Here is a 25,312-nt window from a genome sequence, read left to right on the forward strand (position 1 = left end):
GTGATGAAGCCCGGGGCGGGTCACGGTCCGGCGGGCCGCTCCAGCTCGTGGCGGAGGTCGTCGAGCTCGCTGCCGCCCGCCATCTGGCGGGTCAACTCGTCGAGCGTCACCGCGTCCTTGGTGTGGCTCGCGGCCATGACACCGCGCTTGAGCAGCACGAAGCGGTCGCCGACGAGGTAGGCGTGGTGGGGGTTGTGGGTGATGAGGACCACGCCGAGGCCCTGGTCGCGGGCGGCGGCGACGTACTTGAGGACGACGCCGGACTGCTTGACGCCGAGGGCGGCGGTCGGCTCGTCGAGGACGAGGACCTTGGCGCCGAAGTGGACCGCGCGGGCGATGGCCACGCACTGGCGTTCGCCGCCGGAGAGGGTGCCGATGGGCTGGTCGACGTCGCGCAGGTCGATGCCCATGCGGAGCAGCGCCTCGCGGGTGGTGGTCCGCATCCGTTCGACGTCGAGCCGTCTGAAGGGGCCCTTGCCCTTGGTGGGCTCGGAGCCGAGGAAGAAGTTCCGCCAGACGGGCATGAGCGGGACGACGGCGAGGTCCTGGTAGACGGTGGCGATGCCCCGGTCGAGGGCGTCGCGCGGGTTGGCGAGGGTGACCTCCTCGCCCTCGACGCGGAAGGTGCCGGCGTCGTGCCGGTGGAGTCCGGCGACGATCTTGATGAGGGTGGACTTGCCGGCGCCGTTGTCGCCGAGGACGCAGGTGATCTCGCCGGCCGCGACCTCCAGGGACACCCCTTCGAGGGCCCGGATGTTGCCGTAGTACTTGGAGACGTCGTCGAGCTCCACCAGCGGGGTCGTCGTCGGTGCCGTCACTTGGTGGCCTCCACGCGCTTGCGGATCCAGGCGTTCAGGAGCGTCGCGAGGAGCAGCATCGCGCCCAGGAAGAACTTGAACCAGTCGGGGTTCCACTCGGCGTAGACGATGCCCTTGCTGGTCATGCCGAAGATGAGGGCGCCGACGGCGGAGCCGATGGCCGAGCCGTAACCGCCGGTGATCAGACAGCCGCCGATGACGGCCGCGATGATGTAGATCAGCTCGTTGCCGACGCCCTCGCCGGACTGGACGACGTCGAAGGAGAAGAGCAGGTGCTGGCCGGCGACCCAGGCGCTGAAGGCGACGCCCAGGTAGAGGCCGATCTTGGTCCGGTAGACCGGGACGCCGACCGCGCGGGCCGCGTCGGCGCCGCCGCCGACCGCGAAGATCCAGTTGCCGAAGCGGGTGCGGAGCAGGATCCAGGTGGCGACCGCCACCAGGCCGAGCCACCACAGGATGGTGACCTTCAGCTCCACGCTCCCGACGGTGAGGGTCGAGGCGAAGACGGAGTGGGCGGAGGGGAAGCCCTCCATGTCGGCGATCGACTTGGTGGAGACGGTGCCGGTGATCAGCTTGGTGAGGCCGAGGTTCAGGCCCGTGAGCATGAGGAAGGTGCCGAGCGTGATGATGAAGCTGGGCAGTTTCGTGCGGGTCAGCATGAAGCCGTTGAAGGCTCCGATGGCCAGGGTGACCAGCAGCGAGACGCCGACGCCGACCCAGACGTTCGCGGTCATCTGGTAGCTGAACATCGAGGAGACCAGCGCGGAGCTGGTGACCAGGACGCCGGCGGAGAGGTCGAACTCGCCGCCGATCATCAGCAGCGCGACGGGCACGGCCATGATGCCGAGGGTGGAGGCCGCGTACAGGACCGTGCCGAGGCCGGCGGGGCGCAGGAAGCTGTCGGCGGCGACCGCGAAGAAGACGAAGACGGCGATCGCGCCGACGACCGAGCCCAGCTCGGGGCGGGCGAGGAGCTTCTTCAGCGGGGTGGTGCGCAGCAGGCGTTCGTCGACGTGGTCGAGGCCGTCGCCGGGCGCGGACGGGGGCGCGGCGGCGCTCATCGGGTCCCCCGCTCCGTGTACCGCTGGAGCTCCGCGGCCTGGTCCTTGGTGATGATCTGCGGTCCGGTGAGGACGGGCTTGCCGCCGCCGAGGACGTCGGCGTTGTAGCGGTAGAGCCAGAGCAGGTCGACGGCCTCGTACCCCTGGAGGTAGGGCTGCTGGTCGACGGCGAAGCCGAGGGTACCGGCCGCCAGGGCGGCGGCGACCTTGGCGTTGAGGTCGAAGGTGTCGATCTCGGCCTTGCTGCCGGCGCTCTTCGCGGCCTGGGCGGCGGCGTCGGCGAAGGGGGCGCCGAGGGTGACGACGGCGTCGACGTCCTTGTCGGACTGGAGCTTGGCCTCGATGGACGCCTTCACGTCGGGCATGTTGGTGCCGTCGACGTAGAGGTTGACCAGCTCGCCGTCGAAGGTCTCCTTCGTGCCGGCGCAGCGCTGTTCGTGGCCGACGTTGCCCTGCTCGTGCAGGACGCAGAGGGCCTTCTTCTTCCCGCGCCGGGTGAGTTCCTCGCCGACGGCCTGGCCGGCGACGGTCTCGTCCTGGCCGATGTGGGTGAGGGCGCCGAAGGCCTTGGACTGCTCGGCGCCGGAGTTCACGGTGATCACCGGGATGCCGGCCTTGACGGCCTTCTCCACGGAGGCCTTCACGGCGTCGGGCTTGGCGAGGGTGACGATCAGCCCGTCGACGCCCTTGGCGACGTACGAGTCGATCAGCTGCGCCTGCTGCTGCGCCTCGGCGTCGTGCGCGTACAGGAAGTTGATGTTGTCCTTGGCGGCGGCCTGCTCGGCGCCGTTCTGGACGATGTCCCAGAAGGTGTCCCCGTCGCCCGAGTGGGTCACCATCGCGAAGGTCCAGCGGGGGGTGTCCACGGCCGCCCGGCCCTGGGCCGCCGCCGCCTTGCGGGCGTCCTCGGCCCGCTTGCCGCCCGTGCTGCTGCACCCGGCGAGCGCTCCCGTGAGCGCGAGTGCGAGCACGGCGCCGACGGCGGCGCGTACCCCTCCTGTCCGAAGCCTGGTCACGAGGCCGTGCCCTCCTTTGTGTCCTTCTGCGTGCATTGCAGTATCGGTCATGCGGGTACCGCGGCTCGCCAGGGGGCCTACCCCGCTCCGCCAAGGCCTACGTACGGACCAGCCGCGGGACCGCCTTGACACCGCCCGGCGGGGCGGCCCACGGTGGGGCCATGCGCATCGGACTGATCGGTACGGGCCGGATCGGGAGCTTCCACGCGGGGGCGCTCGCCCGGCATCCGGAGGTCGGCTCGCTGGTCGTCACCGACGCCGAGGCGGTGCGGGCCCGGGCGGTCGCCGCGGCGGTGGACGCCGAGGCCGTGCGCGACGTGGCGGCGCTGCTCGGCTCCGGCGTGGACGCGGTGGTGATCGCCTCGGCGACGGCCGCGCACGCGGAGCTGATCGCCCGGGCCGCGCGGGCGGGCCTGCCGGTCTTCTGCGAGAAGCCGATCGCCCTGGACGTGCCGGGCACGCTGGCCGCGCTCGCGGCGGTCGCGGAGGCGGGCACCGAGCTCCAGCTCGGTTTCATGCGCCGCTTCGACGCGGGCTACCGGGCCGCGCGGGAGGCCGTCCGCACGGGGCGGCTCGGGCGGCTGCACACGGTGCGGACGGTCAGCTCGGACCCGGAGCCGCCGCCCGCCGCGTATCTGCCGCTCTCCGGCGGCCTCTTCCGGGACTGCATGATCCACGACATCGACATGATCCGGTGGGTGACCGGCCGTGAGGTCGTGGAGGTGTACGCGCGCGGCACGGACGCGGGCCCCGCGATGTTCCGCGAGGCCGGTGACGTGGACACGGCCGCCGCGGTGCTCACCCTGGACGACGGCACCCTGGTGACGGCGACGGCGACGCGCTGCAACGGCGCCGGGTACGACGTCCGGATGGAGCTGGCCGGCGACCTCGACCAGCTGGCGGTCGGGGTGGACGAGCGGACCCCGCTCACCTCCCTCGAACCCCACTCCCCCGCGCCGCCGCCCAAGCCGTGGCCCGGTTTCCTGGAGCGGTTCGCCCCGGCGTACGAGGCGGAGCTGGACGCCTTCGTGCGGCTGGTGCGCGGCGGGGCCCCGAACCCGTGCGACGGGTACGAGGCGCTGGCCGCGCTGCAGGTCGCGGAGGCCTGCGAGCGGTCCCGGCGGGAGCACCGCCCGGTGGCGGTGGCGGGCTAGCCGACGGTGCGGACGGTGCCCTGGGCGAGGGCGCAGAGGGTCTCGTCGCCCTCCTCGTCGACGGCGAGGAGTTCGCAGCGGACGACGGCCTGGCGGCGGCCGGAGTGGAGGACCTCGGCGCGGGCGCGGAGGGTGACGCCGACGGCGGGGCGGACGTAGTCGATGGAGTAGCCGGCGGTGAGGACCGACGCGCCGAGGACGGTGCCGGCGGCGAAGGTGATCGCGTTGTCGGCGGCGTAGGAGAGGACTCCGCCGTGGACGTAGCCGTTCTGCTGGCGCAGGTCCTCGCGGATCGGCAGTTCCAGGGTGGCGCCGCCGTCGCCGAAGGCGCGGACGTCGGCGCCGACGAGGCGGCTGAAGGGCTGGGCCCGCAGGATCTCCCGGGCCATGGCGAGGGCGGCGTTGTCGGTCACGCGCGTCACCCTACTCGCCGGTACGCTCCGGCGGCTCGTGATCGAGGAGACCGGCGTCGTGGACGAGGAGGGCGATCTGGACCCGGTTGTTGAGGCCGAGCTTGGCGAGCAGCCGGGAGACGTACGTCTTCACCGTGGGGACGCTCATGTACAGCCGGTCCGCGATCTCGGCGTTGGAGGCGCCGCGGCCGACGGCGACGGCGACCTCCCGCTCGCGGTCGGCGAGCCCGGCGAGCCGCTCCGCGGCGGTGTCGCGCCGGGGCCGGACCTCCGGCGCGCCGGCGACGTGGGTCATGAGCTGGCGGGTGACGGCCGGGGAGAGGACGGGGTCGCCGGCGGCGACCCGGAGGACGGCGCCGGCGATCTCGGCGGGCGCGGTGTCCTTGAGGACGAAGCCGGCGGCGCCGGCCCGCAGGGCGCGCAGCACCTGTTCGTCGGCGTGGAAGGTGGTCAGGACGATCACCTCGGGGGCGCCGGGGCGGGCGCGCAGCCGTTCGGTGGCGGTGAGCCCGTCGACGTGTGGCATGCGGATGTCCATGAGGACGACGTCGGGGGCGAGCCGGGCGACGAGGTCGGGGACCTCGGCGCCGTCGGAGCCCTCGCCGACGATCTCGATGCCTTCGGCGCCGCCGAGCATCAGGGTGAGGCCCGCGCGGACCAGGGGGTCGTCGTCGACGACGAGCAGCCGGATGGTCATGGGGGCCACGGTAGCCAGGCGGTGAGGGCGAAGCCGCCGCCGGGGGTGGGGCCGTGGTCGAAGCGGCCGCCGGCGAGGACGGCCCGCTCGGAGAGGCCGATGAGGCCCTGTCCGGAGCCGGGGACGTGCGGGACGGTTCCGGCGGGGGCGGGGTTGCGGACCTCGACGGTGAGCCCGTCGCCGGGCCGGCCGCTCAGGGTGACGGTGACCTGGGCGCCGGGGGCGTGCTTGCGGGCGTTGGTGAGGCCTTCCTGGGCGATGCGGTAGACGGTGCGGCCGGTGGCGGCGGGGACGGCGCCGGGGTCGTCGACGGTGGAGTCGAGGACGACGCGCATCCCGGCCGCGCGGGACTCGTCGACGAGCTCGCCGAGGGTCGCGAGGGTGGGCTGCGGCCGGTCGCCGCCGCCGCTCTCCTCGCCGGGCGCGCGCAGCACGCCGATGATCTCGCGCAGGTCCTGGAGGGCGTCGTGGGCGCTGTCGCGGATGACGCCCGCGGCGCGGGCGACCTGCTCGGGCGGGGCGTCCGGGCGGAACTCCAGGGCGCCGGCGTGGACGCTGAGCAGGGTCAGCCGGTGGGCGAGGACGTCGTGCATCTCGCGGGCGATGGCCTCGCGGGCGAGCCGCTGGGCCTGCGCGGCCCGCAGCTCGGCCTCGGACTCGGCGCGCTCGGCGCGCTCGCGCAGCGCCTCGACGAGCTGGCGGCGGGCGCGCACGAGCATGCCCCAGGCGACGACGAGGAGGGTGAGGGCGACGCCGAGGACGATCCCGAGGAGCCGGCCGGTCTCGGGGTCGGGCCGGACGAAGACGGTGGCGACCGCGCCGGCGAGGGCGAGCCCGACGATCCAGGCGAGGTCCCGGAAGGGGCGGCGGACGGCGACGCTGAAGAGGCTCGCGAGCATGGCCCCGGCGGCGGCCGGGACGAGCGCGCCGACGACCGCGAGGACGGCGGCGAGCGCCACCGGCCACCGGCGGCGCAGCCAGAGCGAGCAGCAGGCGAGGGCGCCGACGATCTGGTCCGTCAGGTTCACGGGGTCGCTGTTGTAGCGGGCGCTGGTGTCGATGGCGACGAGCCCGAAGAGGGCGGCGAGCAGGAAGACCAGGATGTCCACGACCCAGTCGCGGACGGTGCGGCGCGGCCGGGCGCCCCCGGTCCCGGCCGGTTCGACCAGGTGGGAGGGGAGCAGCCAGCGCTGCCGGTCCGTTCGCGTCATATCCGCAATGTACGCAGCCGGGGCCCGCCGCACCGGTCCGCGGCGCCCGGCCGCTACCGAAGTCGCGCGGATCGATACTTCGGTCGCACGGGGGTGGACCGGCGGCCGACGCGGGGGGCCGCCGGGCGCGCCCATGATCGCCGTATGAAGCGAATTCTCGAGGTGGCCGGTTTCCTGCTGACGGTGTTCGGGGTCTGCGGGGTGGTGCGCGAGCTGACGGACGGGTGGTTCTCGTTCATGGGCGTGACCCGTTTCCTCACCGAGAACGTGTGGTTCCTGGAGGGCCGGGAGGTCTTCACGAACCTGGTGATCGCCGCGCTCGGCCTGGTCCTGATGATCGTCTCGGACCGGGTGGAGCCGAAGGGCTGACTCAGGCGCGGGGCCCGGCGTCCAGGTGCTCGGCGACGCGGCGCTCCGCGCTCGCGCCCGCGTAGACGGCGGCGCCCAGGGCGGCGAAGGGGACGGAGCCGCCGAGGAGCAGGGTCATGAAGGGCCAGTCGCGGCTCTCGACGCAGTCGTCGTCGTGCGCGTACGCGCTGGCGACCAGGGCGGGGCACTCGCCGTCCTCGCCGTACGGCGTGACGAGCAGGACGGCGAACCAGCCCCAGAGCAGGCCGGCCACGGCGAGCAGGAGGAGCCCGCGGCCCTGGGAGCGGCGGGCGCGGGCGAGGAGCGGGGACTCGGGGCGGGTGCGGCCGTCGGCGGTTGACATGATCACAACCTACTGGGCGGCGGTGTCGGCGCTGCGGCGCCCCCAGGCGGTGCCCGCGAGCACCAGGACCGCGCCGGCCAGGCCGAGGGCGCCCGGCCGGTCGCCGGCCAGGGCGATGCCGGCGAGGGCGGCCCACAGCGGCTCGGTGCCGAGCAGCAGGCTGACCCGGGACGCGGAGGTGCGGCGGACGGCCCACATCTGCACGAAGAAGGCGAAGAGCGTGCAGCAGACGGAGAGGAAGACCAGGCCGGCCCACTCGCGGGGCCCGAAGTCGAGCGCGGCGGCCCAGGGGGTCGTCCCGCCCCCGGCGGCGGAGAGCACGGCGAAGACGAGGACGGCGGTGCCGAGCTGCACGGTGGTCAGGGAGAGCGAGTCCGCCGACCGCACGGCCTTCGTCCTGGCCATGGCGAGGACGTGCACGGTCCGGGCCAGGGCGGCCAGCAGGATCAGCAGGTCGCCGAGGGAGGGTGCGGTGAACCCGGCGCCCTGGGTGAGCAGCACGACGCCGGCCACGGAGAGCGCGGCGGCGCCGAGGAAGCCCCGGGAGGGCGCGGTCCGGGTGACGGCGGCCTCGGCGAGCGGGGTGAAGATCATGGTGAGGCTGATGATCAGGCCCGCGTTGGTGGCGGAGGTGTGGACGACGCCGTACGTCTCCAGGAGGAAGATCCCGGCGAGGATCAGCCCGAGGAGCGCGGCGCCCCGCCACTGCGCGCCGGTCAGCGCCCGCAGTCCCTTCCACCCGGCGGCGACGAGGACGGGCACGACGAGCGCGAAGCGCAGCACGAGGACGGCGACCACGGTGTGGCTCGTGGTGATGCCCTTCGCCGCGAGGTAGCTGCCGCCCCAGAAGACGGCGACGAGCAGCAGCGGCAGGTCGGTGAGCCAGGCGCGGCGGCGGACGTCGAAGGGGACGGCGGCGGCGGGCGCCGGGGCGGTCGGAGCGGCCATGGCGGTCCGGGTCTCCCACTCTTGTGCAGGGGTGGAGACGTCGGCGGCTCGCACACGGGAGGCTCACCGTACCGGGCACGGCCGGTGGTGACTACACCTTTCCTCGCTCCTCCTTCCTCCCCTTCCTCAGGCGTAACTGCCGTACGTGGGACGCCCGGCGCGCTCGTACGTGTGGAGGGCGACGCCCGTGCCGGTGACGGACGACTCGGTGAGCCGGAAGGCGGTCGGCCGGGCGCCCTCGGCGAAGAGCCGGAAGCCGGTGCCGAGGACCACGGGGAAGACGTGCAGGTGGAGCGTGTCGATGAGGTCGTGGGCGAGGAGGGTGCGGGCGAGGCCCCCGCTGCCGTGCATCTGGATCTCGCCGTCGAGGCGCTCCTTGAGCGCGGTCACCTCCTCGACGGCGTCGCCGCGCAGCAGGGTCGTGGCGTTCCAGTCGGCGGAGTCGAGGGTGGTGGTGACGACGTACTTGGGCAGGGCGTTGAGCTTGCTCGCGACGGGGTCGGCGGGGTCGTCGTGCTGCGGCCAGTACCCGGCGAAGATGTCGTAGGTGCGGCGGCCGAGGAGGAAGGCCGTGGGCCGGGTGAAGATCTCCTCGACGCGGCGGAGGAAGGTCTCGTCGCCGAAGGGCACGGACCAGCCGCCGTGCGCGAAGCCGCCGCTGCGGTCCTCGTCGGGGCCGCCGGGGGCCTGGTACACGCCGTCGAGGGTGAGGAACTGGGTCAGGCTGAGAGTGGCCATGGCGGTCGCCTTTCGGAGAACGGGGACGTCGTGTCCCATCCGTATCGACCCGGCGCGGATCCGAAACTCATCGGTCCGCGCCGCGGCGAGGACGGCGTCCGATGGCCGCCAGCACGGCCGCCCCGCCCCGGGTTTCCTTGAATTCGCAACCAGTTGTGACGGATCGAGGAGGCGGAAGCGATGTCCACGACGAGGATGGCCGGGACGGCGGCACTGGTGACGGGCGGCAGCCGCGGGATCGGCGCGGCGACGGCGGTCCGGCTCGCCCGGGAGGGCGCGGACGTGGCCTTCACCTACGTACGGGACGAGGCGGCGGCGAAGGAGGTCGCGGCCCGCATCGAGGCGACCGGCCGCCGGGCCCTGCCGCTGCGCGCCGACGCGGCGGACGCGGGGGACGCGGCGGGGGCGGTGCACCGGGCGGCGGACGACCTCGGCCGCCTGGACGTCCTCGTGAACAACGTCGGCGTCGGCGTCCTCGGCCCGCTGGCCGAGCTGACGCTCGCGGACGTGGACCGGGTGCTGGCGGTGAACGTCCGCGCGACCTTCCTCGCCTCCCAGGCGGCGGCGGAACGCCTGCCGGACGGCGGCCGCATCATCACGATCGGCACCTGCATGACCCAGCGGGTCCCGGGCCCCGGCGGCACGCTGTACACCCTGAGCAAGTCGGCTCTGGTGGGCCTGAACCGGGCCCTGGCCCGGGAACTCGGCGCCCGCGGCATCACCGCGAACCTCGTCCACCCGGGCCCGGTCGACACGGACCTCAACCCGGCGGACGGCCCGTACGCGGCGGGCCAGGCGGCCATGACGGCCCTGGGCCGCTTCGGCACCCCGGACGAGATCGCCGCCGCCGTCGCCTACCTGGCGGGCCCGGAGACCCGCTACGTCACGGGCACCGAACTCTCGGTGGACGGCGGCCACGCGGCCTGACGCGGAACGTTGCGCGGCGAACCGAGCCGGAAAAAAAGAGGGGTTCGCGAGGGCGCACCGGTGCTGTCGGGCCGGTGCGCCCTCGCGGGCCGGGCGGGGTGTCGTGCCCGCCCAGTCTGTGGTGAGCCCGGCGAGTGAGCCGAAGGGGCGCGCCGGGCTCACGACCCCGAGCGCGCGCAGGCCCGTGAGGAACGAGCGGGCCGAGCACGATCGGGGTCGTGAGCCCGGCTGCAGCGCCCCGGAGGCGAACCGAGCCCTCAAAAAAAAGGGGGGTGTCGTGCCCGCCCAGTCGTTGCCGGGGGCCGGCCGGTGTCGGCCGGCTCGGCCCCCGGGGTCGTACGGGCCCCGTCAGCCGCCGAGCTCCTGGTGGCGGGCGGTGAGGCGGGCGGTGCCCGCCTCGGTGAGGGAGCCGTAGAGGCGGAGGCGGGAGATGCCGCCGTCCGGGTAGATGTCGATCCGCACGCGGGAGCCGACCGCCGGGGTGTCGAGGACGAACCGGTGGTTGGTGTCGGGCTGGAGGCGGGTCCGGGGCAGGACCTCGGTCCAGTCCTCGGAGCCCTCGGCGGCGACGGAGAGCGCGGCCCAGCCGGCGCTGTTGCCCTTGAGGTACGCGGTGTCGATCTCGACGGCGCGGATCGCGGACTCGGCGACGAGGGAGTAGCGGATCCAGTCGTTGCCCTTGTCGCGGCGGCGGCGGGTCTCCCAGCCGTCGTCCATCTTGCGGGAGCGGCCGGGCTGGATGGTGTTGGTGGCCGGCGAGTAGAAGCGGTCGGAGGCGTCCTCGACCTGGCCGCCGTTCTCCAGGGCCGCGAGGTCGAAGGTGCCGAGGACGTTCAGCCACGCCGGGTCGGGGGCGACCTCGCCGTACACGCGGAGGCGGGCGATGCCGCCGTCGGGGTGCTGGTTGACGCGGAGGTGGGTGAAGCGCTGCTCGACGTCGACGGCGAAGCCGTTGGCCGCGTGGCCGCCGATGGCGGTGCGCGGGACGAGGGTCGTCCACTTCACGTCCTCGGCGAGGAGGTCCTCGGGCGAGGGCGAGCCGGGTACGGAGGCGGCCTCGACGGAGACGGCCTGCGGGTAGTTGCCGCGGAAGTGGGCGGTGTCGACGACGATGCCGCGGATGACGCCGGGGGCGCCGAGCCGGACGAGGGCCCAGTCGTGGTCCTCGGCGGTGGGGTGCGGTTCGGCGGCGGAGACGCCGCGCCGGCGGCGGGTCTCCCAGCCGTCCATGATCTTGCCCTTGTGGCCGAAGTGCTCGGGGTCGAACTCGGCGGCCTCGGGCTTGAGGAGGTTCTCGCGCTCGGCGAAGAACTCGTCGTTGGCGGCGATGACGCCGGCGCCGAGGCGGCGGTCGGCGAGGTCCGCGTACTGGGTGAAGGGGAACTCGGCCGTGCGGTAGTCGGCGTACGGGTCACCGCCGCCGTACGGGCTGGCGTCGCCGGTGAAGGAAGGTATGCCGGTCACGGTTCAGTTGTTCCTTTCGAGGAGGCGGCCGGAGGGCTCGGCCAGGGTGCCGCCGTCGTTGATCTTGCGGCCGTGGAGCCAGGTGGACTTGACGACGCCGTGGAGGGTCTTGCCGGCGTACGCGGTGATGCGGTTGCGGTGCTGGAGCTCGGCCGGGTCGACGGTGAAGGTGGCGTCGGGGTCGAGGACGGCGAAGTCGGCGTCGCGCCCGGGCTCGATGGCGCCCTTGCGGTCGAGGCCGGCGAGGCGGGCGGGGCCCTCGGACATCCAGCGGACGACGTCGGTGAGGTCGAAGCCGCGGCGGCGGGCCTCGGTCCAGATCGCGGGCAGGCCGAGCTGGAGGGAGGAGATGCCGCCCCAGGCGGAGGAGAAGTCCGGCGTCTTGAGGTCGGCGGTGGACGGCGAGTGGTCGGAGACGATGCAGTCGATGACGCCGTCGGCGAGCCCCTGCCACAGCGCGTCCTGGTTCACGGCCTCGCGGATGGGCGGGCAGCACTTGAACTCGGTGGCCCCGTCCGGGATCTCCTCGGCGGTCAGGGTGAGGAAGTGCGGGCAGGACTCGACGCTGACCTTGACGCCCTCGGCCTTGGCGGCGGCGATGAGCGGCAGCGCGTCGGAGGAGGAGAGGTGCAGCACGTGGACGCGGGCGCCGAGCCGGCGGGCCTGGTCGATCAGGTTCGTGATCGCGGTGTTCTCGGCGTCGCGCGGCCGGGAGGCGAGGAAGTCGGCGTACTCGGACGAGGACTTCTGCGGGGCGGCGGCGAGGTGGTGGGGGTCCTCGGCGTGGACGATCATCAGGCCGTCGAAGCCGGCGATCTCGGCGAGGGAGCGGGCCAGCTGCTCCTGGTCGAGCTCGGGGAACTCCTCGACGCCGGAGGGCGACAGGAAGCACTTGAAGCCGTAGACGCCGGCGTCGTGCAGGGGGCGGAGGTCCTTGACGTTGTCCGGCAGGGCGCCGCCCCAGAAGCCGACGTCGACGTGCGCCTTGGCGCGGGCGACCTCCTGCTTGACGCGCAGGTTCTCCACCGTGGTGGTCGGCGGCAGCGAGTTGAGCGGCATGTCGACGATGGTGGTGATGCCGCCGGCGGCGGCCGCGCGGGTGGCGGTCCAGAAGCCTTCCCACTCGGTGCGGCCGGGGTCGTTCACGTGGACGTGCGAGTCGACGAGGCCGGGGAGGACGACGTCGTCGCCGACGTCCTCCAGGACCGCTCCGGCGGGCACCTCGGCGTCGTACGGCAGGACCGCCGCGATCGTTCCGTCCGAGACGGCGATGGCCGCCGGCCGTGTGCCCTCCGGGGTGATGACCCGAGTCGAGCGCAGTACCAGGTTGACGTCCACCATGCCCCTTTCCGTTCCGCTTCGGGGAAGCGGAAATTCAACGAACTGTTGAAGGAGTTTGCGGCCGGGACGACATGCCGTCAAGGGGAGGCCCCTCGGGGCGACACCCGGCCGAACTCGCTTGGATGTTTCCACAAAGTGGAATCGATATTTCGTACAGTAGAAGGTAGCTCCGCACAGGCGGGGTGGTCCAGACCCGCGCCGAGCAGCCGCCGACAACGGACAAACACCCCGCTGACCGGCCGGTTCGCCGGGCCCCGAGCACTGTGCCCGGCCCGGCGGCCCGGTAGGCTGCTGCCTTGCCCGCCTGCCCCGAAAGGACCGTTGACGTGCCGACGTCCAGCGCCAGCACCACCGACGCCGCCAAACCCGCCGCAAGCGGGGGCGTCCAGTCCCTTGAGCGCGCCTTCGACCTTCTGGAACGGATGGCCGACGCGGGGGGCGAGGTCGGGCTCAGCGAGCTGTCCGCGAGCAGCGGGCTGCCGCTGCCGACCATCCACCGCCTGATGCGCACGCTGGTCGCCTGCGGCTACGTCCGCCAGCAGCCGAACCGGCGGTACGCGCTCGGCCCCCGGCTCATCCGGCTCGGCGAGTCCGCCTCCCGCCTCCTCGGCACCTGGGCCCGGCCCTACCTCGCGCGGCTCGTCGAGGAGACCGGCGAGACGGCGAACATGGCGCTCCTCGACGGCGACGAGATCGTGTACGTCGCGCAGGTGCCGTCCAAGCACTCCATGCGGATGTTCACCGAGGTCGGGCGGAGGGTGCTGCCGCACTCCACGGGCGTCGGCAAGGCGCTCCTCGCGCACACGCCGGACGAGGAGGTACGGGCGCTGCTCGCGCGCACCGGCATGCCGGCGGCGACCGAGAAGACCATCACCACGGCGGACGGCTTCCTCGCGGCGCTCGCGGACGTGCGGGAGACGGGGTACGCCGTCGACGACAACGAGCAGGAGATAGGGGTCCGCTGCCTCGCGGTCTCGGTCCCCGACTCGCCCACGGCGGCGGCGATCTCCATCTCGGGTCCGGCGGGCCGGGTCACCGAGGCGGCGACGGAGAAGATCGTCCCCATCCTCCAGGAAGTGGCCCGCGAACTCTCCACGGCCCTCGCCAACACCACGGCCAACGGCCAGGCGTAACACCCCGCCGTTTCGTCGTGGGCAATCGTTCCGCAGGGCGGGACGTATGCCCACAGGGACGGCGGGCGTCAGGCCCTGGTGGTGGCCGTCAGGCGGCCGTCCTGGACCGTCGCCAGTTCGTCGGCGGCGGACAGGTGCGTCCGGTCGTGGGTCACCAGGACCGTCGCCGTGCCACGGGCCCGCGTGAGGTCCGAGAGCAGCGCCACGATCGCCGCGCCCCGCTCGTGGTCCAGCGCGCTCGTGGGTTCGTCGACGAGCAGGACCGACGGCTCGTTCATCAGGGCCCGCGCGATGTTGACGCGCTGGCGCTGGCCGCCGGAGAGCTGGTGCGGGCGGCGGTCGGCGCGGTCCGCGAGGCCGACCGCGTCGAGGAGTTCCCTGGCCCGGTCGCGGACCGAGGCCGGCGGACGTCCGGCGAGGTGCGCCATGACCTGGAGCTGTTCGACCGCCGTCAGCGAGGGCAGCAGGTTCGGCTGCTGGAAGACGATCCCGATCGAGGTGCGGCGCAGCTCCGCCCGCCCGGCCGCGTCGAGGCCGGCCGTGTCCGCGCCCGCGACGACGACCCGGCCCCGGTCGGGCGTGACGAGGGTGGCGGCGACGGCGAGCAGACTGGACTTGCCGGAGCCGGAGGGGCCGACGACGGCCGTGAGGCGGCCGGCCGGGACGGTGAGGGAGACCTCGTCGAGGGCGGTGAGCCGCCCGTCGCCGTCCGGGTAGGTCAGGGTCACGGCATCGAGTGCGAGGCTCATCGGACGCTCCCGAGCGCGGTGAGGGGGTCGACGGCGGTGATCCGCCGGATGGACAGGGCGGAGCCGATCGCGCCGAGCACGATGATCACGCCGGCCGGGCCGAGGACGGTCAGCGGCGCGAGGACGAAGGGGACGTCGCCGCCGGAGACGAGCGCGCCGATGCCGAGGGCGAGGGCCGTGCCGAGCAGCGTGCCCGCCACCAGCATCAGGACCGCCTGGCCGAGCGCGTCGCGCAGCAGGTACGGGGTGGAGGCGCCGAGCGCCTTCAGGACGGCGACGTCGCCGCTGCGCTGGATCGTCCACACCGTGAAGAAGGCCCCTATGACCAGCGCGGAGATCACGAAGAGGAAGCCGCGCATGAGCTGGAGGGAGCCGTTCTCGGCCTGGTAGGACCCTATGGCGGTGAGCGCGCCGTCGACGGTCCGCGCCTCCGTGCCGGCCGCCGCGTCGCCGGCCGCCCAGTCGGCGCCGTCGCCGCGCAGCACGATCACGGTCGCCTGCTCCCCCGCCGTCGCTCCGCTCCCCCCGAGCTTCTGCCAGTCGCCGAGGGCGGTCCACACCACGGGTGTGTGGCTGTACGAGGCGTCCCCGGCGACCGCCGAGACGCGGGCCTCCAGGGGGCCGAGCCGGACCGTGTCCCCGGTCCGCGCGTCCAGTTCCTTCGCCGCCGACGCGGAGAGGACGGCCTCGCCGGGCGCCACGGCGGCGGGCGCGAGCCCGTCGCCCGGCCGCGTGCCGAAGGCGGAGACGGCGGCGGTCCGCTCGCCCGCGACCGCGTTGAGGGTGCGGATGCCGAGCGGTGCCGCCGCGGTGACGCCGGGCCGCTCCGCCCACCCGGTCCACTGTTCCTCCGTCACCGTCGAATTGGTGAAGGAGACCGACTGCCCGGCGGGCGGGGCGGCGAAGGCCACACGGTCGGCGGGCAGACCGGTGATCGCGGAGATGTTCTCCCGCGCGAGCCCGGCCGTCAGCCCGGACAGCAGCCCCACGAGCAGGGTGATCAGCACGATCACCGTGCCCATGAGGGCGAACCGCCCCTTGGCGAATCTCAGGTCTCTCCATGCCACGAACATGGGACCCAGCCTGGCGCCCGCGCCCGGCCGCTGGCATCGCGCCACGGATGGCTCCCCCTTCAAACTTTTGGTTGACCCGGGCGCACCCTCCCCCTGTCTACGCTGGTGGGGTCATGGATCCACGCAGCCTCACCCCCGTCCTCCGCGCCGTCCGGCTCTGTCTGCACCTACTGATGGCGGGGCTCCTCGTCCTCGCCGCGGTGCGCGACCGTTCCACGGCGGGCACGGTCCTCGCGGCCGTCATGGGCGCCGTGTACGCGGCCGGGGCCTGGATCCCGTCCGTGCGGCGCTCGCAGCGGGCGGCGGCCGGCTGGCTGGCGGTGCTCGCGCTGTCCTGGCTGGCGCTGCTGTGGACGACGCCGGAGGCCCTGTGGCTGGCCTTCCCGCTGTACTTCCTTCAGCTGCACCTGCTGCCCGCCCGCTGGTCGCTGCCGGCGGTGGCGCTGACGGCGGGCGCGGCGATCCTCTCGTACGTGGGTCATGGCGCCGCCCTGAACCCGGGGGTCTTCATCGGGCCGCTGCTCGGTGCCGCCGTCGCCGTGGCGACGGTCCTCGGCTATCAGGCGCTGTACCGGGAGAGCGAGCGGCGGCAGCGCCTGATCGAGGAGCTGATCACGACCCGGGCGGAGCTGGCGGCGGCGGAGCGGCACGCGGGGACGCTGGCCGAGCGGGAGCGGCTGGCCCGGGAGATCCACGACACGCTGGCGCAGGGGCTGTCGTCGATCCAGCTGCTGCTGCGGGCGGCGGAGCGGGCCCTGCCGGAGGGTTCGCCGGCGGCCGGGCACATCGACCGGGCGCGGCGGGCGGCGCAGGAGAACCTCGCGGAGGCGCGCCGTTTCGTGCGGGCGCTGACGCCGCCGGATCTGGAGCACGGTTCGCTGGCGGCGGCCCTGGAGCGGCTGTGCGAGCCGGGCGCGGGGCCGCGGGTGCGGTTCTCGGTGAGCGGGACGCCGGTGGAGCTGCCGACGCCGTACGAGGTGGCGCTGCTGCGGATCGCGCAGTCGGCGCTGGGCAACACGGTGCGGCACGCCGGGGCGTCCCGGGCGGAGATCACCCTGTCGTTCATGGACGCGTCGGTGACCCTGGACGTCGTCGACGACGGCCGGGGCTTCGATCCGGCCTCCGTGCGCCCGTCGTCGGACGGCGGTTTCGGGCTTCCGGCGATGCGCTCGCGGGCGGAGTCGCTGGGCGGCACGTTCACCGTCGAGTCGGCGCCCGGCCAGGGCACCGCCGTCGCCGTCTCCCTCCCGCTCCCCCTCCCCCTCTCCGCAGGAGCCGCCGTATGACGATCCGACTTCTCCTCGCCGACGACCATCCGGTGGTCCGGGCGGGACTGCGCGCGGTGCTCGACACCGAGCCGGGTTTCACGGTGGTCGGCGAGGCGGCGACGGCGGAGCGGGCGGTGGAGCTCGCGGCGGCCGGGGGCGTGGACGTGGTCCTGATGGACCTCCAGTTCGGCGCGGGGATGCACGGCTCGGAGGCGACGGCGGCGATCACGGCCGTGCCGGACGGGCCGCGGGTGCTGGTGCTGACGACGTACGACACGGACGCGGACATCCTGGCGGCGGTGGAGGCCGGGGCCTCGGGCTATCTGCTCAAGGACGCGCCGCCGGAGGAGCTGGCGGCGGCGGTGCGGACGGCGGCGGCCGGCCAGTCGGCGCTCGCCCCGGCGGTGGCGCACCGGCTGATGGACCGGATGCGGACGCCGGCGGAGGCGCTGACGAAGCGGGAGCTGGAGGTGCTCCAGCTGGTCGGCGAGGGGCTGTCCAACCAGCAGATCAGCAAGGTGCTGTTCCTCAGCCAGGCCACGGTGAAGTCCCATCTGGTGCACGTCTTCGCGAAGCTGGGCGTGGACTCGCGGACGGCGGCGGTGGCGGTGGCCCGTGAGCGGCGGCTGATCCGGCGGTAGCGCGTACCCCGGTCACGCGTATCCCGGTCGCGCGTGCGCCGGTCAGCGGGGGGACGGCGGGCCGGGCGGGCCGAAGAGCTCGACGGCGTTGCGGACGCCGGTGAGCGCCTCGGAGAGGGCGCTGACGGAGCCGAGGGAGCCGGCGACGAGGAGCAGGCTGCGGCGCAGCCGCCACACCTCGGGGGCGCCGGTGACGGCCATGGCGTCGAGCGCGGCGAGTTCGTCCTCGGCGATCTCGCGGTCGGCGAAGTCCACCCGGTGTCCGGCCAGTTCCCGCCGGAGCCGGGACACGGCGGACCTGAGTCCGGCCACCCTCGGATCCACTGCCTCGCCGGTCACTCGCCTCTGCCCCACGCTCCGCAACACGGTCTCCCCCCACGCCGAGACGTCCGTCCAGGTACCCCGGGACGGCGGTCGGGCGCCCGGAGTGCGGACAGTTAACTCCCCGGCCGCCCGGCGGGGAAGAGGCAGTGCCGCGCATTCATGCGACCGTGTCGTTCCGTGTCATGCGGTATGCAGTCCTCCATGACGCACATGACTCCCCTGACTCCCGAGACCCCCCGGACGCCTCTCGTCGCCGGGCTGCTCCTCGCCGCCGGAGGCGGCCGCCGGCTCGGCGGGCGGCCGAAGGCGCTGCTGCCGTACCGGGGCCGGCCGCTGGTCGAGAACGCGGTGCGGGTGCTGCGCGAGGGCGGCTGCCCGGTGGTGCACGTGGTGCTCGGCGCCTCGGCGGAGCTCGTACGGGAGCGGGCGGAGCTGCCGGGCTGTGTGGTGGTCGAGAACCCGGAGTGGGCCGGGGGGATGGGTTCCTCGCTGCGGGTGGGGCTCGCCTCGCTGGCGGCGGATCCGCGCGGGGTGGACGCGGCGCTGGTGTCGCTGGTGGACCAGCCGGGGATCGGCGCGGCGGCGGTGGCACGGCTGCGGGCGCACGGGGCGCGGGACGCGCTGGCGGCGGCCTCGTACGAGGGGAAGCGGGGGCATCCGGTGCTGTTCGGGGCGGACCGGTGGGCCGGGATCGCGGCGGGCGCGGAGGGCGACCGGGGCGCGCGGGAGTATCTGGCGGCGCACCGGGAGGCGGTCGCGCTGGTGGAGTGCGCGGACGTGGCGGAGCCCTTCGACATCGACACGGAGGCGGATCTGTACCGGCTCGACGGGTGAGGAGGGGCCCGGGCGGGCACCTGGAGTAAGGGGGCTGGCACCCGGAGCCATGATCTGTCGACCCGAAGAATCTCGACATCAACAAACGATTGAACTTCCACCATGAGGAAACTAATATCCACTGCTTAGAAGCGCCTCATCCCTTGTGAGGGCGCTCGCGGCCGTATCTCGGCATCGCGGCACTCCGTGCCGTCCGTGACGCCCGGCGGCCGCCAGGCACCGCCCGTAGTCCGCTGAAGGAAGTGACAGTTCATGTCCGCACCAGCGCCGTCCCCCCTGGTCGTCGTCGACGCCGAGCCCCTGCCGCGCCAGGAGGAGGTGCTGACGGAGGCGGCCCTCGCCTTCGTCGCCGAGCTCCACCGCCGCTTCACCCCGCGCCGCGACGAGCTGCTCGCCCGACGCGCCGAGCGCCGCGCCGAGATCGCCCGCACCTCCACCCTCGACTTCCTGCCGGAGACCGCGGCGATCCGCGCCGACGACTCCTGGAAGGTCGCGCCGGCCCCGGCGGCCCTGAACGACCGCCGCGTCGAGATCACCGGTCCGACCGACCGCAAGATGACGATCAACGCGCTCAACTCCGGCGCGAAGGTGTGGCTCGCGGACTTCGAGGACGCCTCCGCCCCCACCTGGGAGAACGTGGTCCTCGGCCAGGTCAACCTGATCGACGCCTACACCCGGAACATCGACTTCACCGACGACCGCACCGGCAAGTCGTACGCCCTGGGGCCCGCCGAGGAGCTCGCCACCGTCGTCATGCGGCCGCGCGGCTGGCACCTGGAGGAGCGTCACCTCGCCTTCGAGGGAAGCCCGGTGCCCGGCGCGCTCGTCGACTTCGGCCTGTACTTCTTCCACAACGCGCGCCGCCTGATCGACCTCGGCAAGGGCCCGTACTTCTACCTGCCGAAGACCGAGTCGCACCTGGAGGCCCGCCTCTGGAACGACATCTTCGTCTTCGCCCAGGACTACGTCGGCATCCCGCAGGGCACCGTCCGCGCCACCGTCCTCATCGAGACGATCACGGCCGCGTACGAGATGGAGGAGATCCTCTACGAGCTCCGCGACCACGCCGCCGGCCTCAACGCGGGCCGCTGGGACTACCTCTTCTCCATCGTCAAGAACTTCCGTGACGGCGGACAGAAGTTCGTCCTCCCGGACCGCAACGCGGTCACGATGACGGCCCCGTTCATGCGCGCGTACACCGAACTCCTCGTCCGCACCTGCCACAAGCGCGGCGCGCACGCGATCGGCGGCATGGCGGCCTTCATCCCGTCCCGCAAGGACGCCGAGGTCAACAAGGTCGCCTTCGAGAAGGTCAAGGCCGACAAGGACCGCGAGGCCGGCGACGGCTTCGACGGCTCCTGGGTCGCCCACCCCGACCTCGTCCCGATCGCCATGGCCTCCTTCGACGCCGTCCTCGGCGACAAGCCCAACCAGAAGGACCGTCTGCGCGAGGACGTCTCCGTGGCGCCCGGCGACCTCATCGCCATCGACTCGCTCGACGCCAAGCCCACCTACGAGGGCCTGCGCAACGCGGCCCAGGTCGGCATCCGCTACATCGAGGCGTGGCTGCGCGGCCTCGGCGCCGTCGCCATCTTCAACCTGATGGAGGACGCGGCCACCGCCGAGATCTCCCGCTCGCAGATCTGGCAGTGGATCAACGCCGGCGTGGTCTTCGAGAACGGCGAGACCGCCACCCCGGAGCTGGCCCGCAAGGTCGCCGCCGAGGAGCTCGCCGCCATCCGCGCCGAGATCGGCGAGGAGGCCTTCGCGGCCGGCAAGTGGCAGCAGGCGCACGACCTCCTCCTCCACGTCTCCCTCGACGCGGACTACGCGGACTTCCTCACCCTCCCCGCGTACGAGCAGCTCGTCGGCTGATCTCCGACGCACCCCCGTACAGGGCCCGGCCCCCGGCGAACGCACAGCTCCGGGGCCCGGGCCCTGTCGTGTCACAGGGGAAGTGACGCAACCGAGATATGCAGCTACCTAGCGGTAATAAGCCGGCGCGTGCGAGATTCCGCCATGCCACCGGCCGGCGGCTGTCCCCCACGTCACTGCGTACCGCAGGAGCACACAGCCATGCCTTCGACCCCCCACCGCGCGCTGCGCGCACTCCTGGCACTGTGTACCGCCGCCGGACTGGCCACCGCCGCCGCCCCGGCCGCCCAGGCCTCCCCCGGCAACGGCCCCACCGCCGTCGTCGCCATGGGCGACAGCTACATCTCCGGCGAGGCCGGCCGCTGGCTCGGCAACAGCCTCACGAACTCCGGCGGCCGCGACGGCACCGACCGCGCCTGGACCGGCAGCGGCTACGACCCGTCCCGGGTGTACGGCTCCACCGCCGGCGGCTGCCACCGCTCGGACGTCTCCGAGGTCAGGAGCGCCGGACCGGTCGCGACCAACCTGATCAACCTCGCCTGCTCCGGGGCGACCACCGAGAACGTCATCCGCGCCTCGCAGGGCGGCCAGGCGTACAAGGGCGAGGCCCCGCAGGCCGACCGGCTGGCCGCCGTCGCCGCCGCGAACGACGTGAAGCTGATCGCCCTGTCGATCGGCGGCAACGACCTCGGCTTCGCCGACATCATCACCACCTGCGCCACCGACTACATCGTCTGGTACTCCTACTGCCACGACGACCAGCAGGCCGAGGTCGACGCCAGGATCGACGCCGTGATGGCCTCCGTCGGCAAGGCCGTCGACGAGATCCGGGCGGTGATGACCGGCGCGGGCTACACGGCCTCCGACTACCGGATCGTGCTCCAGTCCTACCCCTCGCCGATCCCCCGCGCCGCCGAGAACCGCTACTCGGAGAGCGGCTGGGCGCGGACGAACACCGGCGGCTGCCCGTTCTGGAACAAGGACTCCGACTGGGCGCGGGACTCCCTCGTCCCGCAGCTCTCCGGGCGGCTGCGGCAGGTCGCGGTGGCGAAGGGCGCGCAGTTCCTCGACCTGCGGGACGCGCTCCAGGGGCGCGAGGTGTGCGCGAAGGCGAGCCGCCAGGTGACGGCGTCCCTGCCGCCGTCGGGCGCGTCGAGCGAGTGGGCGCGGTGGATCGACAGCCAGTCCACCCAGGGGCTCGTGCAGGAGTCCATGCACCCCAACGCCTACGGTCAGCAGGCCCTCGGGCGCTGCCTGGCGCTGATCCACGCCGTCCCGTCGGGCCACCGCGCCTGCCGGAACACGGCGGGCGCGGGCCCCTCGGGGATGTACCTCACGACCGGCTGACCCGCCTCACGGCAGGCTGATGCCCAGCGGGCCGAGGACGCGTTCCGTGCCGTGCCGGTCGGCCTCGGCCATCGCCCGGACGAGGGCGGCCGAGCCGCCCGGCCAGTCGGCGGCGGCCGCGTCGAAGGCGGCCCGCCGGGACTCCAGCGGCCCCTTCTTCCCGGGCAGCCGGTCCAGGAGGTGCAGGGCGCGGGCCGAGGCCGGCACCTGGACCTCGTCGGCCTCCTCGCCGCGGGCGCGCAGCGCGTACAGGGCGTAGGCGCCGACCACCGGGTCCCGCAGCGCGCCGCGCAGGGCGCCCGGCGGGGCGGTGGCGGTGTCGAGGAGCCCGAACAGGGCGCGTACGTCGCCCCCTTCGGAGGCGTGGGCGTGGACGGAGCCGAGCGCGGCCAGCAGCTCCGCCCAGGCGTCGGCGGTGTCCCCGCGCGCGTGCAGCCAGTCGGCGAGCACGCGCGCGGCGGGCGCCTGCGGCCACTGCGCGGCGGCCCCCACCAGCTCCGCGGCCGGCCAGGCGACCGCCTCGGCGGCGGTGGGCGCGGCGACCCGGCGGACCCGCAGGAGGTAGCGGACGGTGGCGGCGCCGCGCGGCGTGAGCCCGAAGGCGTCGCCGGAGCGCAGCACGAGGCCGGTGGCGGCCAGCCGGTCGGCGACGGCGGCGAGTTCCCGGGCGGGGCCCTCCAGACGGGCCCGGTCGTCCTCGCCGAGTCCGTCGGAGCCGAGCAGCCGGACGAGCTCGGGCACCGGCGGGGTGACGTAGGCGCCGGCGACCCCTTCGGGGACGGTGACGGGGACGTCCTCCAGGGCCGGGTCGACGGTCCAGTCCTCGTACTCGGCGGCGCGCCGGGCGATCGAGTCGGCGGCGCAGCCGCGCTGGTAGAGCGCGTACAGCAGGTGCGGGGCCTCGCCGCCGTAGGGCTCGTGCTCCTCCTCGGCCAGCTCCTCGACGGCGGCGAGCAGGGCGTCGGCGTCCCGCTCGGCGTCGCCCGCAGGGGCGGGCTCGACGGCGGCGGGGGGCGGGACGGGGATCGACGGGTCGCCGTAGTAGTCCATGTGCTCGTCGAGCAGGGCGTCGGCGAGCACGAGGTGGGGGAAGTCGTCGGGGCCGGGGGCGAAGCGCGCGTAGGCGCCGGTCAGCTGGTCGGCGAGGCCGGCGGCGGTCCAGCGGTCGAGGAGCGCGGCGGCGACCCGGCCGACGCCGGCGGCGACGGCGTGGTCGGTGAGGAGCGGCCCGGCGGCGGGCGGCTCCTCGGCGTCCCGTACGTAGGCGCGGGCGACGGCCTCGGCGAGCACGGTGTCCGCGAGCGCGGTACGGCCCATGAGGTCGGCGCGCAGGACCCCGTCCGGCAGCGGCGCGCCGTCGAGGGCGCCGATCCGCCGCCGTACGTCGTCGGCGTCGCCGAGGTCGGCTCCGACGCTCCGCAGCAGCGAGGCGTACCACCGGTACCAGGTGAGGTTCCCGGGGTCCGCCATGGCGCGCTCGAAGTCCCCGGCGCTCTCGTCGACGACGGCGGCGATCCGCTCGCGCAGCCCGCCGTCGAACCGTCCGGCGAGCTCGCCGACGACCGCCCGGTAGCCGGGCAGCTCGCCGGGGGCGACGTACACGAAGGCGGGCAGGTCCTCGACGAGGAGCCGCCGCACCAGCTCCGGCGTGGGCTCGGGCACCCCGCTGGCCCGGTCGGCCCCGCGCAGCGCGAGAAGGCCGAGGACGACCTCGGCGGCCCGGCGGAACGCGGGGTCACGGTGCTCCGGCCTGCCGTCGAGCAGCTCCAGGAACCTGTCCAGCCCGGTATTGGTGAGAACGGTCTCGGCCACGGTTCCAGGGTAGTTCGGGGGCACCGGGAACGGCCTGAGGGACACCCCCGGGCAGGGCGGGGCGGCGGCGGGCCCGGTGTCCCCGTACCCGGCCGTCCTCAGCCGTCCTCAGCCGTCCTCAGCCGTCCTCAGCCGTCCTTCGACCACGTTCGGCGGTCCTTCGCCGTTCCTCGCCGGTACGAGCCGCGCGAGCCGCGCGAGCCGCTCCGCCGTACGGGCGCGGTCCAGGGCCCGGCACAGGGCGACGGTGCCGGTGCCGGGGCCGTGGTCCGGCGCGTACCGGCCGAGGAGGGCGTGGTGGCGGTCCTCGGCGTGGGGGCCGTCGGCGCGGGCGGCGAGTTCGCGGGCGCGGGCGAGGAGCGCGCCGACGGCCGCGTCTTCCGGCGTGGCGCCGGGGAAGGGTTCGCCGATCCGGGACGGCTCGGTGTCGAGCCCCCGGTACCAGGGGCCGAGCAGGAGCCGGTCCGCCCCGGCCCGCGCGGCGAGGGCGTCGGTCGCCCGGCGGGCCTCCCGTACCGCGTCGAGGGCGGTCCGCGCCTCTTCCAGGGTGGGGGCGTGGGCGGGATCGCCGTCGCCCCGGCCGGCCGGGGCGAGGGCGTCGAGGAGGTCCATGGCCGCGGCGAGCGGGGCCAGGTGGGCGCTCACCCAGTGGGCTGCCCGGCCGAACGACTGCCCGGCGAGCCCGTCCGCGCGGTCCGCGAGCCGCGGCCGGCGCAGGTCCGCCCGCCAGCCGGCCAGCGCGCCGCGCACCGCGGCGGCGTGGCCGGTCAGTTCGGGGGCGGGGGCACGGCCGTCGGCGAGCTGCGCGGCGAGGAGGGCGCGGCGGCGCGGGTCCGCCAGGGTGTCGGGCGCGAGGCGGTGGACGGACTCGGCGTGGGCGAGAGCGGCGTCGAGGGCCGCCGGACCGGGGGGTTGCGGCGTCACGTACCGGGCGAGCAGCGCGCCGTGGGTGCGGACGAGCGACCGCAGCCGGTCGTGGGCGGTGCTCCAGGCGAGGGCGAGGGGCAGCGTGTCGTACAGGTCGCCGCGCCAGGTCCCGGCGGTGGTGAAGGCGCCGATGATCCGGCGGTCCGCGCGCACGGTGCCGGAGAGCAGGCCGCCGATGCCGCGCGCTCCCCCGGTCAGCCGGCCGACGATGTCGGGGAGTTCGGGGAGGGTGGCGATCTCGGGCCGGAAGACGGCGGACGCGGCCGCCCCCGCCTCGGCGAGGCGGCGGGTGGCGTCGGCGAGCTCGGCGCGGGCCGCGCGGACCCGGGGCAGCACCCTCGGGTCCAGCCAGTGCTCCGGCGCCCGGTGCGGGGCCTCGGCCAGGTCGCCGAGGGCGGTCAGCTCCTCGGCCTCCCCGGTACCGGGGGGTGTGTCACGGCCCAGGAGCGCGGCGAGGGCGGAGGCGCGCGCGTCCGCCTTCGCCAGGCGGGCCGCGAGGGCGCCGAGCCACGGGGCGAGGCCGGCGGCCCGGGCGCGGGTGAGCGGGGCGAGGTCGAGGGCCTGGGGGCGCAGTCCGGCGAGCGTCTGTTCGCCGGAGAGGAAGCGCGTGACGAGGGACGGCGGCAGTTCGGCCCAGCGGGGGCCGGCCTCGGCGGCGGCCCGCTCCCGGGCGGCCAGTGCCCCGGCGCGGCGGGCGAGGAAGGCGTGGAGGGCGTCGGCGGTGACGCGCACCGCCGCTTCCTCGATCTCCTCGGACCTTTCCGGGTCTTCGTCGCCACCGAGGGCGATCGGGTTCGTCACGCTGGTCCTTGTCGTCCGCTCGCGAGGG

General features: G+C 74.5%; 25 protein-coding genes. 9 read left to right on the top strand and 16 right to left on the bottom strand.

All coding sequences use genetic code 11. The features are described 5' to 3' along the window. Nucleotides 1–20: 20 nt before the first annotated feature. From ABZ621_RS32605 to ABZ621_RS32615, 3 genes are read right to left on the bottom strand one after another with little or no spacing between them, the layout of a single operon-like run. On the bottom strand, nucleotides 21–818 hold the full coding sequence (locus ABZ621_RS32605; protein ID WP_360610063.1) for an ATP-binding cassette domain-containing protein: 798 nt from the start codon (nucleotides 816–818) through the stop codon (nucleotides 21–23). After that, the gene (locus tag ABZ621_RS32610; protein WP_360610064.1) at nucleotides 815–1,879 is read right to left on the bottom strand and encodes an ABC transporter permease; all 1,065 of its coding nucleotides are present in this window, start codon (nucleotides 1,877–1,879) and stop codon (nucleotides 815–817) included. The genes ABZ621_RS32605 and ABZ621_RS32610 overlap by 4 nt, the downstream gene beginning before the upstream one ends. After that, nucleotides 1,876–2,895 carry a sugar ABC transporter substrate-binding protein gene (locus ABZ621_RS32615; RefSeq protein WP_360610065.1) on the bottom strand — a complete coding sequence of 340 codons (1,020 nt, stop codon included), beginning with the start codon at nucleotides 2,893–2,895 and terminating at the stop codon, nucleotides 1,876–1,878. Before ABZ621_RS32615 ends, ABZ621_RS32610 begins: the two co-directional genes overlap by 4 nt. Before the next feature lie 161 nt (nucleotides 2,896–3,056). On the opposite strand from ABZ621_RS32615, the gene ABZ621_RS32620 reads away from it, so the two are divergent. Continuing rightward, entirely contained in the window at nucleotides 3,057–4,049 is a 993-nt protein-coding gene (locus tag ABZ621_RS32620) for a Gfo/Idh/MocA family oxidoreductase (RefSeq protein ID WP_360610066.1), read from the top strand. Here ABZ621_RS32620 and ABZ621_RS32625 read toward each other — a convergent pair. The 3 genes from ABZ621_RS32625 to ABZ621_RS32635 are packed head-to-tail and all read right to left on the bottom strand — an operon-like array spanning nucleotide 4,046 to nucleotide 6,370. Continuing rightward, on the bottom strand, nucleotides 4,046–4,438 hold the full coding sequence (locus ABZ621_RS32625) for a PaaI family thioesterase (RefSeq protein WP_360610125.1): 393 nt from the start codon (nucleotides 4,436–4,438) through the stop codon (nucleotides 4,046–4,048). The genes ABZ621_RS32620 and ABZ621_RS32625 overlap by 4 nt on opposite strands. 34 nt (nucleotides 4,439–4,472) lie before the next feature. After that, the gene (locus tag ABZ621_RS32630; protein ID WP_360610067.1) at nucleotides 4,473–5,168 is read right to left on the bottom strand and encodes a response regulator transcription factor; all 696 of its coding nucleotides are present in this window, start codon (nucleotides 5,166–5,168) and stop codon (nucleotides 4,473–4,475) included. Beyond that, complete coding sequence (locus tag ABZ621_RS32635; protein ID WP_360610068.1) at nucleotides 5,156–6,370, bottom strand: histidine kinase; 1,215 nt, start codon at nucleotides 6,368–6,370, stop codon at nucleotides 5,156–5,158. The genes ABZ621_RS32630 and ABZ621_RS32635 overlap by 13 nt, the downstream gene beginning before the upstream one ends. A gap of 144 nt (nucleotides 6,371–6,514) precedes the next feature. Here ABZ621_RS32635 and ABZ621_RS32640 point away from each other — a divergent pair, with 144 nt between their 5' ends. Then, on the top strand, nucleotides 6,515–6,739 hold the full coding sequence (locus tag ABZ621_RS32640) for a hypothetical protein (RefSeq protein WP_360610069.1): 225 nt from the start codon (nucleotides 6,515–6,517) through the stop codon (nucleotides 6,737–6,739). 1 nt (nucleotide 6,740) lies between these two features. Here the strand turns inward: ABZ621_RS32640 and ABZ621_RS32645 are convergent, their stop codons facing one another. The 3 genes from ABZ621_RS32645 to ABZ621_RS32655 all read right to left on the bottom strand — a co-directional run bounded on the left by ABZ621_RS32645 (nucleotide 6,741) and on the right by ABZ621_RS32655 (nucleotide 8,768). Next, nucleotides 6,741–7,082, bottom strand: a complete 342-nt coding sequence (locus tag ABZ621_RS32645) for a hypothetical protein (RefSeq protein WP_360610070.1) — start codon at nucleotides 7,080–7,082, stop codon at nucleotides 6,741–6,743. A gap of 9 nt (nucleotides 7,083–7,091) precedes the next feature. Further along, nucleotides 7,092–8,030 (bottom strand): DMT family transporter, encoded by a 939-nt coding sequence (locus ABZ621_RS32650; protein ID WP_360610071.1) that lies wholly within the window; start codon nucleotides 8,028–8,030, stop codon nucleotides 7,092–7,094. Between the two features lie 126 nt (nucleotides 8,031–8,156). Then, a complete protein-coding gene (locus ABZ621_RS32655; protein ID WP_360610072.1) occupies nucleotides 8,157–8,768 on the bottom strand; it encodes a dihydrofolate reductase family protein in 612 nt (203 codons plus the stop codon). A gap of 180 nt (nucleotides 8,769–8,948) precedes the next feature. Between ABZ621_RS32655 and ABZ621_RS32660 the strand changes: the two genes are divergently transcribed. Further along, a complete protein-coding gene (locus ABZ621_RS32660; RefSeq protein WP_360610073.1) occupies nucleotides 8,949–9,695 on the top strand; it encodes an SDR family oxidoreductase in 747 nt (248 codons plus the stop codon). Between the two features lie 348 nt (nucleotides 9,696–10,043). Here the strand turns inward: ABZ621_RS32660 and alc are convergent, their stop codons facing one another. Together alc and allB are read right to left on the bottom strand one after the other, a co-directional pair. After that, a complete protein-coding gene (gene alc / locus ABZ621_RS32665) occupies nucleotides 10,044–11,159 on the bottom strand; it encodes an allantoicase (protein ID WP_360610074.1) in 1,116 nt (371 codons plus the stop codon). A gap of 3 nt (nucleotides 11,160–11,162) precedes the next feature. Beyond that, on the bottom strand, nucleotides 11,163–12,500 hold the full coding sequence (gene allB, locus ABZ621_RS32670) for an allantoinase AllB (protein WP_360610075.1): 1,338 nt from the start codon (nucleotides 12,498–12,500) through the stop codon (nucleotides 11,163–11,165). 326 nt (nucleotides 12,501–12,826) lie between these two features. On the opposite strand from allB, the gene ABZ621_RS32675 reads away from it, so the two are divergent. Further along, nucleotides 12,827–13,633 carry an IclR family transcriptional regulator gene (locus ABZ621_RS32675; protein WP_360610076.1) on the top strand — a complete coding sequence of 269 codons (807 nt, stop codon included), beginning with the start codon at nucleotides 12,827–12,829 and terminating at the stop codon, nucleotides 13,631–13,633. A 68-nt stretch (nucleotides 13,634–13,701) separates the two neighbouring features. Here the strand turns inward: ABZ621_RS32675 and ABZ621_RS32680 are convergent, their stop codons facing one another. Then, entirely contained in the window at nucleotides 13,702–14,382 is a 681-nt protein-coding gene (locus ABZ621_RS32680; RefSeq protein ID WP_360610077.1) for an ABC transporter ATP-binding protein, read from the bottom strand. After that, nucleotides 14,379–15,455 (bottom strand): ABC transporter permease, encoded by a 1,077-nt coding sequence (locus ABZ621_RS32685; protein ID WP_360610078.1) that lies wholly within the window; start codon nucleotides 15,453–15,455, stop codon nucleotides 14,379–14,381. Before ABZ621_RS32685 ends, ABZ621_RS32680 begins: the two co-directional genes overlap by 4 nt. Before the next feature lie 113 nt (nucleotides 15,456–15,568). Here ABZ621_RS32685 and ABZ621_RS32690 point away from each other — a divergent pair, with 113 nt between their 5' ends. Further along, the gene (locus ABZ621_RS32690; RefSeq protein WP_360610079.1) at nucleotides 15,569–16,741 is read left to right on the top strand and encodes a sensor histidine kinase; all 1,173 of its coding nucleotides are present in this window, start codon (nucleotides 15,569–15,571) and stop codon (nucleotides 16,739–16,741) included. After that, complete coding sequence (locus ABZ621_RS32695; RefSeq protein ID WP_360610080.1) at nucleotides 16,738–17,364, top strand: response regulator transcription factor; 627 nt, start codon at nucleotides 16,738–16,740, stop codon at nucleotides 17,362–17,364. The genes ABZ621_RS32690 and ABZ621_RS32695 overlap by 4 nt, the downstream gene beginning before the upstream one ends. A 42-nt stretch (nucleotides 17,365–17,406) precedes the next feature. Here ABZ621_RS32695 and ABZ621_RS32700 read toward each other — a convergent pair whose 3' ends face one another. Next, a complete protein-coding gene (locus tag ABZ621_RS32700; protein ID WP_360610081.1) occupies nucleotides 17,407–17,730 on the bottom strand; it encodes a DUF5955 family protein in 324 nt (107 codons plus the stop codon). Nucleotides 17,731–17,898: 168 nt separating this feature from the next. Between ABZ621_RS32700 and ABZ621_RS32705 the strand changes: the two genes are divergently transcribed. The 3 genes from ABZ621_RS32705 (at nucleotide 17,899) to ABZ621_RS32715 (ending at nucleotide 21,744) form a co-directional block, all read left to right on the top strand. Beyond that, nucleotides 17,899–18,522, top strand: coding sequence for a nucleotidyltransferase family protein (locus ABZ621_RS32705; RefSeq protein WP_360610082.1), 624 nt, complete (start codon nucleotides 17,899–17,901; stop codon nucleotides 18,520–18,522). A gap of 252 nt (nucleotides 18,523–18,774) precedes the next feature. Further along, nucleotides 18,775–20,397, top strand: a complete 1,623-nt coding sequence (gene aceB, locus ABZ621_RS32710) for a malate synthase A (protein WP_360610083.1) — start codon at nucleotides 18,775–18,777, stop codon at nucleotides 20,395–20,397. 201 nt (nucleotides 20,398–20,598) lie between these two features. After that, nucleotides 20,599–21,744: a GDSL-type esterase/lipase family protein gene (locus ABZ621_RS32715; protein ID WP_360610084.1), complete on the top strand. Its 1,146-nt coding sequence runs from the start codon at nucleotides 20,599–20,601 to the stop codon at nucleotides 21,742–21,744. Nucleotides 21,745–21,750: 6 nt separating this feature from the next. Here the strand turns inward: ABZ621_RS32715 and ABZ621_RS32720 are convergent, their stop codons facing one another. Both ABZ621_RS32720 and ABZ621_RS32725 read right to left on the bottom strand, forming a co-directional pair. Next, complete coding sequence (locus tag ABZ621_RS32720) at nucleotides 21,751–23,556, bottom strand: hypothetical protein (protein WP_360610085.1); 1,806 nt, start codon at nucleotides 23,554–23,556, stop codon at nucleotides 21,751–21,753. Between the two features lie 108 nt (nucleotides 23,557–23,664). After that, nucleotides 23,665–25,284 (bottom strand): hypothetical protein, encoded by a 1,620-nt coding sequence (locus tag ABZ621_RS32725; protein WP_360610086.1) that lies wholly within the window; start codon nucleotides 25,282–25,284, stop codon nucleotides 23,665–23,667. Nucleotides 25,285–25,312 lie beyond the last annotated feature (28 nt).

The organism is Streptomyces sp. NPDC007863, from assembly GCF_040633895.1.
In the GTDB taxonomy this organism is placed as follows: domain Bacteria; phylum Actinomycetota; class Actinomycetes; order Streptomycetales; family Streptomycetaceae; genus Streptomyces.